16 protein-coding genes are annotated in these 13,541 nt (G+C 50.6%); 11 read left to right on the top strand and 5 right to left on the bottom strand.

All coding sequences use genetic code 11. The features are described 5' to 3' along the window. The first annotated feature begins 26 nt into the window (after positions 1 to 26). From cysC to rsuA, 3 genes are all read left to right on the top strand, one after another. Entirely contained in the window at positions 27 to 626 is a 600-nt protein-coding gene (gene cysC, locus EYB30_RS06580; RefSeq protein WP_166838124.1) for an adenylyl-sulfate kinase, read from the top strand. 176 nt (positions 627 to 802) lie between these two features. Further along, complete coding sequence (gene cysQ, locus EYB30_RS06575) at positions 803 to 1,564, top strand: 3'(2'),5'-bisphosphate nucleotidase CysQ (protein ID WP_166838123.1); 762 nt, start codon at positions 803 to 805, stop codon at positions 1,562 to 1,564. 175 nt (positions 1,565 to 1,739) lie between these two features. Further along, positions 1,740 to 2,435, top strand: a complete 696-nt coding sequence (gene rsuA, locus EYB30_RS06570; protein ID WP_166838122.1) for a 16S rRNA pseudouridine(516) synthase RsuA — start codon at positions 1,740 to 1,742, stop codon at positions 2,433 to 2,435. A 45-nt stretch (positions 2,436 to 2,480) separates the two neighbouring features. Here rsuA and EYB30_RS06565 read toward each other — a convergent pair whose 3' ends face one another. From EYB30_RS06565 to EYB30_RS06555, 3 genes are read right to left on the bottom strand one after another with little or no spacing between them, the layout of a single operon-like run. Continuing rightward, entirely contained in the window at positions 2,481 to 3,155 is a 675-nt protein-coding gene (locus EYB30_RS06565) for a DUF799 domain-containing protein (RefSeq protein ID WP_166838121.1), read from the bottom strand. Position 3,156: 1 nt separating this feature from the next. Next, entirely contained in the window at positions 3,157 to 3,501 is a 345-nt protein-coding gene (locus EYB30_RS06560; protein WP_166838120.1) for a DUF4810 domain-containing protein, read from the bottom strand. A gap of 10 nt (positions 3,502 to 3,511) precedes the next feature. After that, positions 3,512 to 4,195, bottom strand: a complete 684-nt coding sequence (locus tag EYB30_RS06555) for a CsgG/HfaB family protein (protein ID WP_166838119.1) — start codon at positions 4,193 to 4,195, stop codon at positions 3,512 to 3,514. Between the two features lie 306 nt (positions 4,196 to 4,501). Here EYB30_RS06555 and EYB30_RS06550 point away from each other — a divergent pair, with 306 nt between their 5' ends. After that, entirely contained in the window at positions 4,502 to 4,747 is a 246-nt protein-coding gene (locus EYB30_RS06550) for a GlsB/YeaQ/YmgE family stress response membrane protein (RefSeq protein ID WP_166838118.1), read from the top strand. Positions 4,748 to 4,835: 88 nt separating this feature from the next. After that, the gene (locus tag EYB30_RS06545; protein ID WP_166838117.1) at positions 4,836 to 5,813 is read left to right on the top strand and encodes a catalase family peroxidase; all 978 of its coding nucleotides are present in this window, start codon (positions 4,836 to 4,838) and stop codon (positions 5,811 to 5,813) included. Between the two features lie 41 nt (positions 5,814 to 5,854). Here EYB30_RS06545 and EYB30_RS06540 read toward each other — a convergent pair whose 3' ends face one another. Continuing rightward, positions 5,855 to 6,097, bottom strand: coding sequence for a DUF1289 domain-containing protein (locus EYB30_RS06540; RefSeq protein WP_166838116.1), 243 nt, complete (start codon positions 6,095 to 6,097; stop codon positions 5,855 to 5,857). A 393-nt stretch (positions 6,098 to 6,490) separates the two neighbouring features. Between EYB30_RS06540 and ilvG the strand changes: the two genes are divergently transcribed. The 6 genes from ilvG (at position 6,491) to EYB30_RS06510 (ending at position 12,748) form a co-directional block, all read left to right on the top strand. Further along, complete coding sequence (gene ilvG, locus EYB30_RS06535) at positions 6,491 to 8,146, top strand: acetolactate synthase 2 catalytic subunit (RefSeq protein WP_166838115.1); 1,656 nt, start codon at positions 6,491 to 6,493, stop codon at positions 8,144 to 8,146. Continuing rightward, a complete protein-coding gene (ilvM, locus tag EYB30_RS06530; protein ID WP_166838114.1) occupies positions 8,143 to 8,397 on the top strand; it encodes an acetolactate synthase 2 small subunit in 255 nt (84 codons plus the stop codon). The genes ilvG and ilvM overlap by 4 nt, the downstream gene beginning before the upstream one ends. Before the next feature lie 65 nt (positions 8,398 to 8,462). Continuing rightward, entirely contained in the window at positions 8,463 to 10,313 is a 1,851-nt protein-coding gene (gene ilvD / locus EYB30_RS06525; RefSeq protein WP_166838113.1) for a dihydroxy-acid dehydratase, read from the top strand. A 28-nt stretch (positions 10,314 to 10,341) separates the two neighbouring features. Beyond that, entirely contained in the window at positions 10,342 to 10,485 is a 144-nt protein-coding gene (locus EYB30_RS06520; RefSeq protein WP_166838112.1) for a hypothetical protein, read from the top strand. A gap of 16 nt (positions 10,486 to 10,501) precedes the next feature. Then, on the top strand, positions 10,502 to 12,070 hold the full coding sequence (gene ilvA, locus EYB30_RS06515; RefSeq protein ID WP_166838111.1) for a threonine ammonia-lyase, biosynthetic: 1,569 nt from the start codon (positions 10,502 to 10,504) through the stop codon (positions 12,068 to 12,070). A 153-nt stretch (positions 12,071 to 12,223) separates the two neighbouring features. Then, on the top strand, positions 12,224 to 12,748 hold the full coding sequence (locus EYB30_RS06510; protein WP_166838110.1) for a tetratricopeptide repeat protein: 525 nt from the start codon (positions 12,224 to 12,226) through the stop codon (positions 12,746 to 12,748). Between the two features lie 469 nt (positions 12,749 to 13,217). Here the strand turns inward: EYB30_RS06510 and EYB30_RS06505 are convergent, their stop codons facing one another. Then, on the bottom strand, positions 13,218 to 13,499 hold the full coding sequence (locus EYB30_RS06505; protein WP_166838109.1) for a hypothetical protein: 282 nt from the start codon (positions 13,497 to 13,499) through the stop codon (positions 13,218 to 13,220). Positions 13,500 to 13,541 lie beyond the last annotated feature (42 nt).

Raw genomic sequence — 13,541 nt, 5'->3', positions numbered from 1 at the left:
TTTGCCCGTTTTAAGTGATTAGCACAATGACAAATACTGATATTAAATGGCAACAACATGATATTAATGCCCAGCGCCGCGAGGCCTTGTTTGGCCATCAAAGCGCGGTGATCTGGTTTACCGGCTTATCCGGTTCGGGCAAATCGACAGTGGCCAATGCCTTAGAGCAGGCGCTGGCGGCACAGGGTAAACACACCTATTTGCTTGACGGTGACAATGTGCGCCACGGTTTATGCGCCGATTTAGGCTTTAGCGCACAGGACAGAAGCGAAAACCTGCGCCGGGTCGGTGCCGTCGCCGGCTTAATGGTCGACGCCGGCTTACTGGTATTAAGCGCCTTTATCTCGCCCTATCGTAATCAGCGCGCGCTGGTTAAAAGCTTTATTCCGGCCGGTAAATTTATTGAAGTGCATATCGCCACGCCGCTACAAGTGTGCGAGCAGCGCGATGTCAAAGGCCTGTACAAAAAAGCCCGTGCCGGGCAAATCAGCCAGTTTACCGGTATATCAGACCCATACGAAGCCCCAGAAGCAGCCGATTTGGTGCTGGACACCTCAGTTACCTCGCTACAAGATAGTGTGCAGCAGTTGCTGGCGTTGCTGAAAGAAAGACAGATTATAAGCTGATGCCAAGGCGCAGCGACAAGGTGTGCTTTCGTAGCAGCGGCAGGGAGGCCGCACAGGCTGAGACAGCACAGGGACGTGCTGTTGAAGGCGGCGAAGAAAGTATTTCCTTGTCGCTACGCTTAAAACTGAGCTGAAAGCTCCGACAGCCAACAGCACCAAAACTGAAGGTTACTTACATGAACTATTTACCTGCCATTATCGATATCGCTGAACAAGCCGGTCAGGCTATTCTGGCAGTGTATCAGCAAGACAACGCCGCCTTTAACATCACCGGCAAAGCCGATGATTCACCGCTGACTGCGGCCGATTTAGCTGCGCATCAACTGATTGTTAAAGCGCTGACGGCACTCACGCCAGAACTGCCGGTTTTGTCAGAAGAAGCCGCGGATATCAGCTGGGATATTCGAAAGACCTGGCAACGTTACTGGCTGGTAGACCCACTGGATGGCACCAAAGAGTTTATTAAGCGCAATGGCGAGTTCACGGTAAATATCGCGTTGATTGAACACGGCGAGCCAGTGCTGGGCGTAATACACGCGCCGGTACTAAATAAAACCTATTATGCCGCTAAAGGTGAAGGCGCTTTTTTAAAACAAGGCGCCACCCGCAAGGCCATTGCGGTAGCAACGCCCGGCAACACCGTGCGGGTGGTGGGCAGCCGCAGCCACCCCAGCCCCGATTTAGCCGGTTATCTTACGCAATTCCCCAAGCACGATATGGTGCCGGTGGGCAGCTCATTAAAGTTTTGTCTGGTGGCTGAAGGCAGCGCCGATGTGTATCCGCGCTTTGGCCCGACGATGCAGTGGGATACCGGTGCCGGCCATATTATTGCGCTGGAAGCCGGTGCCGGCGTAAGCTTTGACGGTATTGCCGATAAAGTGTACCAACGCGAAAACCTGCGTAATCCGAATTTTATTGTCTCAGCGCTAACGCAGTAAAATAGCGACGAACAAACCAAATTTGGTTACACTGGCCAAATACCCAAACTAATTAAAGTTGTCGCCAGGCAAGCGAGCGAATCCCTATGGGCATAGACATGCTATGTGATTAGGGTGAGAGAGCGCAGTCAACAACGCTGCAGCTTTAAGTAGGACGGGGATTTATAGGTGATGTATGCGTTTAGATAAATTTATATGTGACTGTACCGGCCTAACCCGCAGCCAGGCCGGTAAATTAATTCGCCAGGGGCTGGTTACGTTAAACGGCAACAAGGTAAAACAAGCGGCACTGCAGGTAAAAGATACCGATGTGGTCTGTCTGGATGATGAGCCGTTACAACTGATTGGCCTGCGCTATTTTATTATGCACAAGCCGGATGGTTATGTGTGCTCGACCGACGACCCGGAGCATAACACCGTATTTACCTTAATGGACGAGCCGTTAATCGAACGGCTGCACACCGTCGGCCGGCTCGATTTAGACACCACAGGTTTAGTGCTTATCACCGACGATGGCCAGTGGTCGCATCGTATCAGCAGCCCTAAGCATCATGTGGCGAAAACCTACCGCGTCTGGACTGCCGACCCTATCCCGGCAGACGCCGTACAGCAGTTTGCTGAGGGCGTGATGCTGCGCAATGAAAAAACCGCCACCCTGCCCGCCGAGCTGGAACTTGTCGGCGACAACGAAGCCCTGCTCACTATCCACGAAGGCCGTTACCACCAGGTAAAGCGCATGTTTGCTGCTATCGGTAATAAAGTGGTGCGGCTACACCGCGAAAGAATTGGCGGTTTACAGTTGCCTGAGGATTTAGCTGAGGGTGAGTATCGTATGCTGAGTCAGCAAGAATTTGATCTACTAAAAAATTAACAAACGGGGCTGAAGCCCCGTTTTTGACATTATGTACTGCAGAAATTACTGCTTTTTCTCGCTAGGTACCGGTTGACCATATTTGGGCGATCTAGGACCATAAAGCAGGCCGTTGTGATCTTCAACAAACAGTAAACGGTTAGCGCTGATAGCGGCGATATCAAAACCACGGTCGGTAACAGTTTCAATAATCTGGTTCAGTGCGGCCTCTACTAACATGCCAACCAAACCACCACCACCATTGCCGCGCTGTTCAGCTGAAGAAGCACTGGCAGTGTCTTGCCACAGCACCACACCAGAGCGCAAGTCGACCAGGGTAGCAGACACTTTCACGACTGTTTCACTGGACAGTACAACATAGCTGGTACCATATTCTTCAATAGTCATGTACAGGCCTGTGTCTGCACCGAAAATTTCATGCACTTTCTGAAACGGCACAGCATGAATATCAGCAGCTTCGGTCAAGCCGTTACTGCGGAACGTCTGATTCACCAGGGCCACTGGAAACACATAGTAGCCCGACTCCGCAATCGGCTGGCTAACTTGTGACATCAGGCTGTAAGGGGCGATTACTTCAACGCTGTTGTTAATTGGCGGTAATACCAGTACAGAATGCGGATCAGCATTACGAAATGCGGTGTAATCGTGCGCTGGTGGCGCGCTGACACAACCGGTCAATATGACTACTGTGCCTATAAGGCAAAACTTTAACCAGCTCATATCAGGCTCCTTGCCGGGATTTCAATAAAAAGTCGAGGTACTTAGCCGACTCAGGAAACAGCACTTTTTCTTGCTCAAAATGCTGTTGCCCTAAATCAACATTGCCAGAATCGAAATACAACAACCCAAGGTGAGCATGAATACCGGGAGCAACAGGTTTACCCGCATTGGCCGCAGCCTGAATAGTTTGCTGTAACATACTGATTTGCTCTTCCAGCGTGGTATCTTCTGCCTTGAAATAGGCATACACCGCCTGGTTATAAACACCGTGGTGATATAAAGGCTCAGTGGTCTTACAAGCAGATACTGACAATGCCAGTAATGCTACACAAAATAGTTTTTTCATTTTTAGTTCTCTATTCTGCTTGCCATTGGCCCGACTCTAAGCCGGTTACCAGTTTGTTCACTACTTCGCGGATCGCCAAGTCCAGTACTTTGCCGTTTAACGTTGCATCGTAACCTGCTGTACTGCCAAAGCCGATAACTTCGCGCTCAGACAAACTATACTCGCCCGCACCTTGCACTGAATAAACGACTTCGGATGTCGTCACATCAACTACATTCAATGTCACCTTAGAATAGGCGATTTGCGACTTTCCTTTACCCAGCAAACCAAACAGCTGCTTGTCGCCAACCGATTTACGACCAAACTCTGTCACATCACCAGTAACGACATAACGGGCACCTTTGATTGACTGTTGCACACCGGACAGTCCTGCCTCTCCAGACAACAGCTGCATATTGTCACGGTCCATCACACTAAAACGGTTAGTTTGCTGTAAATGGCTAATCAGGGTCGTTTTGGCTTGATTGCCAAGCATATCAACGCCATTAGAAAAGATACCATTCTGGAAGTTTGAGCGGTTAACAAACTGGCCAATAACCAACTTACTTTTTGCACCACTATAACTAGTGCCATAGCTGGCAACCGTTGGTGTTTCAATTACTTTAGATGACGTTGTTGCACAACCGGCAATTAAAGATGCCGCAACACCGGCCATCACAACAGATAAAACTTTTTTATCTAAATTCCTATTCATATTTGTTCCTTGGTAAGACTAACAATTGTAACGGCACCAGACTGGCGTTAACAAAAACACACTTATAGGCTCTCGCTACCGCCCACATAATATCATTAGCATTAAAACTTGGTAGAGAATTTAACTAGCAAAGCAAATATTTAAAATGACTTCACTGACAAGCTTCATTTCTTTGACCCAAACCTATGTACGATATTCCGCTGCTCCATTTTATGTTGCAGGTGTTAACTGGTAATTTTTCGCGTTAACGCTAGGCTTTAGCTAACCTACTGTCTTGGGTTAACCAATAACCAATGGGAAATTGCGATGAACTTTATACTGTTTTTAATTATCGGTGCCATTGCCGGCTGGCTGGCCGGCACCATTATGAAAGGCCGCGGTTTTGGCTTGTTGGGCAATATGGTGGTCGGTATTGTCGGCGCCTTTGTCGGCGGTTTTTTATTCAGCGCTGTCGGCCTGGCATCGTATGGCTTGATTGGCTCGCTGATCACGGCGACCGTTGGCGCTGTAGTACTGCTGTTTTTAATCGGCTTAATTAAAAAAGGCGGTTAATCTCACTGGCAGCGAAATATTTCTGCCAAAACATCTGTCCTGTGCTGCACGGCGTAACCTTATTACGCGTCTAGTACAGGACTTTGCTATGTCAAAATTTTTGTTAAGCAGCCTAACGGTTGCTGTTCTGGCCGGTTTTTCAGCCCAAGCGCAAACTGCGCCAGCACAACCTAATGATTTTATTCAGGTATTCGCTAAGTTATTTGGCGAGCATCAAGGCGTCCGTAAAGGCCATGCTAAAGGGGTGTGTGCGGTGGGCGACTTTACCCCCAGTGCTGCGGCGGCCGCCCGCTTTGATGCCGCGTTGTTTTCCAGCGCCACTGTGCCGGTTACTTACCGTTTTTCAATGGCAGGCGGCAACCCGAATGTACCGGATTATGCCCGCTCTCCGCGGGGCCTGGGCGCACAGTTTACGCTGGCAGACGGCAGTAAACACAATATCGCTACCCTAACGACGCCGGTGTTTGGTGCGAAAAACCCGGAGAATTTTTTAGGCCTGCTTAAGGCATCCGTGCCGGGCGTTGATGGCAAACCGGACCTGGCGAAAATTCAGGCGTTTCGTGCTGCCCATCCTGATACCCAGCCGCAGGCACAGTGGCTGGCTGCCAATCCGCCACCATGGAGTTATGCCACGGCAGAGTACTTTGGTATTCATACTTTTTATCTGGCAGATAAAAGCGGCGAAAAGGCGAAAATACGCTGGCATTTGCAGCCAAAAGACGGCGTCAAGGGCTTAACTGAGGCCGAGATTGCGCAGCAAAATGCTAACTTTCTCGATGAGCGGCTAAAACAGCGTTTAACCGATGGCGCGGTCGAGTTTGACTGGATCATCAGCTTTGGTGAGGCAAACGATAGCGACATCGACCCGTCGCAGCAGTGGCCAGAGCGGCCCACACTTAACGCCGGTACCTTGCGTATAAAAGCCAGTGGCGATGCCAGCTGTAGCAATATTAACTTTGACCCTAATGTGATGAGCCGCGGTTTTAGCGCCAGTGCCGACCCGGTATTAAGAATGCGCTCGCCGGCCTATGCTATTTCGTTTGGTAAGCGCTTAAGTGGGCAGTGATATTGATAGACCAAACTTGCAGCGCGCGCTGGTAGTTTGGCTTAAAACAACTCCAACGACTCGCCACTTGCTGGTGAGTCGTTATCCTTTTTCGCTTTGGCGTTTAATCTGGCGCGGCGTTGGCTTAGCAGTTTCAAGATATGTGCGCGCTCTTCCACCGGCTTGGCATGCCAGTTAAAGCGCTCTTCGCGCGAGCGTAAGCAGCCAATACAGTAGCCACGGCTGTTGCTTTGGCATACACCGATACAAGGATTGGGCAGGTCAAACAGCTCTAACTGATCCACAGGCCACCACGCAGGTTAACGACTAGCTTAAGTGTACGTCGCCTATCGTATCGGGTGCAAATTGACTATTTTTTAGCTAATGACAAAAATCTGTTGACTTCAGACTGATAGACGGCTATTTCTAATAGCAATTCGATCTGCATGACAGATCAATATAACTAAAACGATTTTTAACCAAGTAAATAAGTAAGAATCATAAAATGCGTTTAGCTGCTGTTCTGAACATTATTGTCCTCGTGGTCGTGGTGATTATTAATCTCCGCGGGGGCGGTGTTTTGGAAAAAAAGTAGCGTAAAAAGCGAATTCCAACAAAACCCCCGCTCCGCAAGGACCGGGGGTTTTGTCGTTTCCGGGCCTTGAAAAAAGCGGTTTAGCATAACAAGGATACAAAAAATGAAAGGCGCAGAATTGGTACTTAAGGTGCTGCAACAACACGGGGTCGATACCATTTTCGGCTACCCCGGCGGTGCCATTATGCCGATTTACGATGCACTGTATCAAAGCAGCGTTAAACACTACCTGTGCCGGCATGAGCAAGGCGGCGCCTTTTCGGCCATCGGCTATGCCCGCGCCAGTGGTAAGGTTGGCGTTTGTATGGCGACCTCCGGCCCGGGTGCGACCAATTTAATCACCTCACTGGCCGATGCGATGCTGGACTCAGTGCCGGTCGTGGCTATCACCGGCCAGGTGTCACAAGCCGTGATGGGCAGCGATGCGTTTCAGGAAATTGATGTCTTAGGCTTAAGCCTGGCGGTGACCAAACACAGCTTTATGGTGCGCAGTGTCGAAGAGCTGGCGGCAACGCTAAACGAAGCCTTTGCCATAGCGCAAAGCGGCCGCCCCGGCCCGGTGCTGGTGGATATTCCCAAAGATGTGCAACTGGCGGATATCGATTATCAGCCTGAAGCTAGCACCAGTGTTAAGCCTGCGCCTGTTGCTACTTCACTGGCCAATGCCGCCAAAGCCCGGGCATTAATTGCTGCAGCAAAAAAGCCCATCGCTTATATCGGCGGCGGCGTACATATGGCCGGCGCTATGGGTCAGCTGCAACAATTTTTAGCCGCCAACCCTATGCCGTCGGTTACCACGTTAAAAGCCATGGGCTCGGTGGCAAAAGACAACGCCCATTACCTGGGTATGCTGGGTATGCACGGCACTCAAGCGGCGAATTTAGCGGTACAGCAATGCGATTTACTGATCTGTTTAGGCGCCCGTTTTGATGACCGGGTCACCGGCAATCTGCAAAAGTTCGCGCCACTGGCTAAAGTAATCCATGTCGATATCGATCCGGCCGAGATAAACAAAGTCCGCTTTGCCGATGCCGCCTTGCTGGGTGATATGCAGCAAATATTGCCGGCCATTTCAGCCGGCACCGACTGCGCAGACTGGCTTAGCCATTGTGCGCAGTTAAAACAGCAATATGGCTGGCGTTATGACCACCCAGGCGAGCGTATTTACGCGCCGCTGATGTTAAAGCAATTAAGCGAGCGGATGCCGGATAACAGCATAGTGTGCTGCGACGTAGGCCAGCATCAGATGTGGGTAGCACAGCATATGCGCTTTAGCCACCCACGTAACCATTTATCCAGCGGTGGTTTAGGCACTATGGGTTTTGGTTTGCCAGCCGCTATCGGTGCCAAGTTAGCCAGGCCGCAGGATACGGTAATAGCCGTTAGCGGTGACGGCTCTTTTATGATGAATGTGCAGGAGCTGGCCACCATTAAGCGGTTTCGGTTGCCGGTAAAAATTGTCATTGTTGATAACCAGCGCCTGGGCATGGTGAAGCAGTGGCAGCAGCTGTTTTTTAACGAGCGTTACAGCGAAACTAATTTATCCGACAACCCGGACTTTGTCGCACTGGCCGCAGCCTTTGCCATACCGGGCCACTGTATAACGCGCAAAGATGAAGTAGAAAGCGCATTGGAAGCCATGTTTACCTGGCCAGGGCCTTACCTACTGCATGTGTGTATAGATGATAAAGACAACGTCTGGCCATTAGTACCGCCGGGTGCGGCTAATGAAGAGATGATAACGGAGACAAAAGCATGAACCATGTACTGAATATCACCGCCAGCAATACCCCGGCTGTAGTAGAACGCCTGTTACAGGTGACCCGCTATCGCGGTTATCAGCTGACCGGCCTGCAAATGACGCCGCGCGCCGATAGCCGCAGTGTGGCGATCAAACTAAGCGTCAGCGGCGATAAACCGATCCATTTATTAACCAGTCAGTTGCATAAGCTGTATGACGTGCAGCAACTGGAACTGGTATCAGCAGAACTGGCTGTATTAAGCGCATAAAGCTGAATTAAACACGCTGAATTAAACCTATACTTTTTTATTTACCGAATACACGGAGTACCGCAATGCCAAAGTTAAGATCCGCCACCGTTACCGAAGGCCGCAATATGGCAGGTGCCCGCGCCCTGTGGCGAGCCACCGGCGTTAAAGATACCGATTTTGGCAAGCCGATAGTGGCGGTAGTGAACTCCTTTGTTGAGTTTGTGCCCGGCCATGTGCACTTACGTGATTTAGGCAAACTGGTGGCCAACAGCATTAATGAAGCTGGCGGCATCGCTAAAGAATTCAACACCATAGCGGTAGATGATGGCATTGCCATGGGCCACGGCGGCATGCTGTACAGCCTGCCTTCACGCGAGCTGATTGCCGACTCCGTGGAGTACATGATCAACGCCCACTGTGCCGATGCCATGGTGTGTATTTCTAACTGTGACAAGATCACCCCCGGTATGTTAATGGCCGCCTTGCGGTTAAATATTCCGGTGATCTTTGTCTCTGGCGGGCCGATGGAAGCCGGTAAAACCAAGCTGTCGGATCAAATTATCAAGCTGGATTTAGTCGATGCCATGGTGTCGGCGGCAGATCCTAAAGTCACTGACAGCGACAGCGAGCAAATTGAACGCAGCGCCTGCCCGACTTGCGGCAGCTGCTCGGGCATGTTTACCGCCAACTCAATGAACTGCCTGGTAGAAGCTTTAGGTTTAGGCCAGCCCGGTAACGGCTCGCTATTGGCAACCCACGCCGACCGTAAAGAGTTATTTGTGCAAGCAGGTTTCAGAATTATGGAGCTGTGTAACCGCTGGTATAAACAGGATGACGCCACAGCCTTGCCGCGCAATATTGCTAATAAGGCCGCCTTTGAAAACGCCATGATGCTGGATATCGCCATGGGCGGCTCCACCAACACCGTACTGCATTTACTGGCGGCAGCGATTGAAGCGCAAGTTGATTTTGGCATGAATGATATCGACCGCTTATCACGCATCGTGCCGCACCTATGCAAGGTGGCACCGTCGACGCAAAAATACCATATGGAAGATGTGCACCGTGCCGGCGGTGTTATCGGTATTCTGGCCGAGCTAAACCGCGCCGGCTTATTAAACCCGAATGTGCCGCATGTGGCCGGTTCAAGCCTGGCCGCGGTGCTGGAGCAGTGGGATATTAAAACAACCAGCAATGAAGACGCCAAACAAATGTATCTGGCTGGCCCGGCCGGTATCCGCACTACGCAGGCTTTTTCACAAAATTGTCGTTACCCAAGCCTGGATGATGATCGCGTAGACGGCTGTATTCGCAGTAAAGAACATGCCTATTCGCAAGATGGCGGCTTAGCGGTGTTGTTTGGCAACCTGGCGCCGAATGGCTGTATCGTAAAAACTGCTGGCGTCGATGAAGAGTGTCTGGTTTTTACCGGCCGGGCGCGTATTTTTGAAAGCCAGGACGATGCAGTAGACGCTATTTTAAAAGGCAAAGTCGTGGCCGGCGATGCGGTCATTATCCGCTATGAAGGCCCCAAAGGCGGCCCGGGTATGCAGGAAATGCTGTACCCGACCAGTTACTTAAAGTCGATGGGCCTAGGTAAAGCTTGCGCCTTGATCACCGATGGCCGTTTTTCCGGCGGTACCTCGGGTTTGTCGATTGGGCATGTGTCGCCGGAAGCCGCTAGCGGTGGCGCTATCGCCCTGGTGCAGGAAGGCGACAGCATAGAAATTGATATTCCCAAGCGCAAAATTGGCATTGCCATTAGTGATGATGAGCTGGCAGCGCGGCGCGCCGCGATGGATGCTAAAGGCAAGCAAGGCTGGAAACCACAGAGCCGCCAGCGCGTTGTTAGCGCCGCATTGAAAGCCTATGCCCTGTTGGCCAGCAGTGCAGATAAAGGCGCAGTAAGAGATCTGTCGAAACTTGAAGATTAAGTGTGTCTATTGGAACAAGCAGCATAACTTGAGACGAAGGGACAAGGTGTACTTTCGTAGCAGCGGCAGGGATGCCGCGCAGGCTGAGACAGCACAGGGACGTGCTGTAGAAGGCGGCGAAGAAAGTATTTCCTTGTCGCTGAGTTTAAACCTGACGCGTTTGATAAATTAACAGCAGTGGAGCAACAATGAGTAACCTGGCAACAGTACAAGCAGAGCAAACAGATACCGACTTAATGCAGCAGTATCTGCGTGAAATTCTGCTGTCGCCGGTATATCAGGCCGCGGTAGAAACCCCGCTGGATGCCATGAGCAAACTCAGCCAACGCCTGGGCCATAATGTGCTGCTAAAGCGCGAAGACAAGCAGCCGGTGTACTCGTTTAAACTGCGCGGCGCTTTTCATAAACTGCACAAAGTAAAACAGCACAGCCCCGATGCCAGTGTGGTGTGCGCCTCGGCCGGTAACCATGCCCAGGGCGTGGCATTATCGGCCAGTAAGTTAGGCCTGAATGCCACTATTGTGATGCCGATCACCACACCCGAGATCAAAGTCGCCGCGGTAAAAGCCCTCGGCGGCAACGTGGTGCTGCACGGCACTGCCTTTGATGAAGCCAACAGCTACGCCATAAACCTGGCCAACACCGAGGGCGCCGTTTATATTCCGCCGTTTGATGATAGCGACGTGATCGCAGGGCAAGGCACCGTAGCCAAAGAGCTGCTAAGCCAGCACAACCAGCTCAATGCGGTGTTTATTCCGGTCGGCGGTGGCGGCTTAATGGCCGGTATGGCAGTGTATATCAAAGCCATACAGCCAAATGTCAAAGTGATCGGTGTCGAACCGGAAGATGCCGCCTGCTTAAAAGCGGCGTTGGCTGCCGGTCAGCCAGTCACATTAGAACGGGTCGGTTTATTTGCCGATGGCGTGGCGGTAAAGCGTATCGGCACGGAAAATTTTAACCTGGCGAAACGTTTTTGCGATGAAGTCATTACCGTTAGCAGCGATGAAATTTGCGCCGCAATAAAAGATATTTTTGATGACTTGCGCGCCGTAGCAGAACCGGCCGGAGCGCTGGCGCTGGCGGGGTTAAAAAAGTACAGCCAGCAGCTGAAAAACAGCACGCTAAGCAAGCCGCAGCAGTTTGCTGCTGTGTTAAGCGGCGCTAATTTAAACTTTGATACGCTGCGCTATGTGTCTGAACGCTGTGAGCTGGGCGAGAAAAAAGAAGCCGTATTTGCCGTAACCATACCGGAAGAAAAAGGCAGCTTTCGCCGCTTTTGCCAGACACTGGGCGGGCGGGCGATTACAGAATTTAACTACCGTTATGCCAGTGATAACAAAGCGCATATCTTTGTTGGCATTAAACTGCGCCACGGCCAACAAGAGCTGAACACGGTAAAAGAGCTGCTTAGCAAGGCTGGTTATGACTATCAGGACTTGTCTGATGATGAGCTGGCCAAACTGCATGTCCGGCATATGGTTGGCGGTATGCCACCGCGTAAGCTGCAGGAGCAGGTGTACCAGTTTAACTTTCCGGAATACCCCGGCGCCTTGATGAATTTTTTAAATACGCTCGGGGAACACTGCAATATTACGCTGTTTCATTACCGTAACCACGGCGCCGCCACCGGCGATGTGCTGGCCGGTTTTGAAGCCGCCAATCACAGTGACATCGCCGCCTATTTAGACAAACTGGGTTACCAATATCAACAGGTAAGCAATAACCGCAGCTATCAAACCTTCCTCACGGCTGGCTAAGCCAGCCAGATGACAGTCATAGCAGTGCGATAAGTGAAAATAATTCACTTATCGCATTTTTTTTTATCGTTTGTCAGTTCTAGTGCTTTTGCTCAAACTTACACATGCAGACCGACAGCGGCTGCCTGGATGGGAAATTGGGAGCAACACACTATGAAAGCGAGAGTAATTAAATTAGGCAGTACTTTGGCGTTGATGCTGATGGCCTCGGGTTCATTTCTCGCATCAGCCAACACCAACGGCTATAAAATGGTCCTTATTGAAGATGCCCCTGGCGTGGCAGCCCTGCAGGCTGGCCAGTTTGATCAGGGTATTACTGAAACATTAAACAGCAGCGTTGAAGTGGATAACTTCTCACGCCAGATGAGCCTGTGCGTTGGCTTTACCAAGAGCGCCCAGCTGGATAAAGCAGCCACTGCCTGCGACAACGCGGTATCGGCCGCCCAGCAGCTGCACCTGGTTAGCAGCAGCGACAAGCGTGAAATGCGCGCTTATGCCCTGACTAACCGCGGCGTACTGCGCCTGCTGCAAAACAACAACCTGGCAGCTCTGGCCGACTTTAACCGTGCGGCTGAATTAAACCGCAGTGATGTTAGCCTGCATAACCTGCAACGGCTGGAGCTGGCATTAAACAACGCCAGCAACGGCTTAGATGTTGCTATGGTATCGGCTGACTAGCCAACCCCATTCTGCTACCTGCAGATAGTGGCCCGGAGTAAGCGCCCGTGCCACGCCTCAGCTAACAGAGTAAGCGCCTGTTAACTGTTGTTTTAACTACACTCCCCCGTGTGTATACAGCGTTATCCCCGGATAACGCTGTTTTTTTATGCATCGATATATTATGTTTCTCGCATCGAAAATGCATTTTTGTAGGAAAAGAGACGACTCAGATCTGATATATCATGTCTCACTATTAGACGCTTTGTTCTTGATGTAAATCTTTCCAACAACAAAAGTAGCAACCGAACAAAAAACATAAATTAAATTTGGTTCAAAATTGGTAGCAATAATTTTATATACAACCATCATTGCTCCAGAAACACACAAGTACATTAAGTAGAATTGAATAAAGATTTTGCTCATAACCTCATCCCTTGCGGATGTCTAGATCACCAAAATAAGGCTCTAGACATTAATTTTCTTAAAATCAATGCTCTACATAGTGCCAGATTGCTTGATGTGCGCTACCTCCAGCAGCAGCTCCAACGCCACTAAAATAAAAAGTAGCAGCTCTCCCACCTCCTGCCAGAGCGGAAAAGCCGCTAGTCACCGCACCTGCAACGACAGCGCCGCCAAACCCACTCCAAGAAAACGATCCTGTAATCGCAGCACCAATACCATAAGTAACCGCACCGACTGCGGCACCTGCTGCGAAGTTACCCAGTCCACCATTTACCACGTCAACTTGCTCAAAAGTTAAATTTTTCATCCTATCCCTCCTTGAGACATTTTTAAGTTTAAAGGTTTGCTC

The organism is Rheinheimera pleomorphica, from assembly GCF_011634895.1.
GTDB classification, from domain to species: Bacteria; Pseudomonadota; Gammaproteobacteria; order Enterobacterales; family Alteromonadaceae; genus Alishewanella; species Alishewanella pleomorphica.
The sequence above is the reverse complement of the archived record's forward strand: the minus strand, read 5'-3'. Positions and strand labels throughout refer to the sequence as shown.

What these genes read in the sequence shown, in the direction of transcription:
- cysC (WP_166838124.1), top strand. Translation starts at nt 27, where the DNA reads ATGACAAATACTGATATTAAATGGCAACAACATGATATTAATGCCCAG.
- cysQ (WP_166838123.1), top strand. Translation starts at nt 803, where the DNA reads ATGAACTATTTACCTGCCATTATCGATATCGCTGAACAAGCCGGTCAG.
- ilvM (WP_166838114.1), top strand. Translation starts at nt 8,143, where the DNA reads ATGAACCATGTACTGAATATCACCGCCAGCAATACCCCGGCTGTAGTA.
- EYB30_RS06565 (WP_166838121.1), bottom strand. Translation starts at nt 3,155, where the DNA reads ATGAGCTGGTTAAAGTTTTGCCTTATAGGCACAGTAGTCATATTGACC.
- EYB30_RS06555 (WP_166838119.1), bottom strand. Translation starts at nt 4,195, where the DNA reads ATGAATAGGAATTTAGATAAAAAAGTTTTATCTGTTGTGATGGCCGGT.
- EYB30_RS06545 (WP_166838117.1), top strand. Translation starts at nt 4,836, where the DNA reads ATGTCAAAATTTTTGTTAAGCAGCCTAACGGTTGCTGTTCTGGCCGGT.
- ilvA (WP_166838111.1), top strand. Translation starts at nt 10,502, where the DNA reads ATGAGTAACCTGGCAACAGTACAAGCAGAGCAAACAGATACCGACTTA.
- EYB30_RS06510 (WP_166838110.1), top strand. Translation starts at nt 12,224, where the DNA reads ATGAAAGCGAGAGTAATTAAATTAGGCAGTACTTTGGCGTTGATGCTG.
- rsuA (WP_166838122.1), top strand. Translation starts at nt 1,740, where the DNA reads ATGCGTTTAGATAAATTTATATGTGACTGTACCGGCCTAACCCGCAGC.
- EYB30_RS06560 (WP_166838120.1), bottom strand. Translation starts at nt 3,501, where the DNA reads ATGAAAAAACTATTTTGTGTAGCATTACTGGCATTGTCAGTATCTGCT.
- ilvD (WP_166838113.1), top strand. Translation starts at nt 8,463, where the DNA reads ATGCCAAAGTTAAGATCCGCCACCGTTACCGAAGGCCGCAATATGGCA.
- EYB30_RS06550 (WP_166838118.1), top strand. Translation starts at nt 4,502, where the DNA reads ATGAACTTTATACTGTTTTTAATTATCGGTGCCATTGCCGGCTGGCTG.
- EYB30_RS06505 (WP_166838109.1), bottom strand. Translation starts at nt 13,499, where the DNA reads ATGAAAAATTTAACTTTTGAGCAAGTTGACGTGGTAAATGGTGGACTG.
- ilvG (WP_166838115.1), top strand. Translation starts at nt 6,491, where the DNA reads ATGAAAGGCGCAGAATTGGTACTTAAGGTGCTGCAACAACACGGGGTC.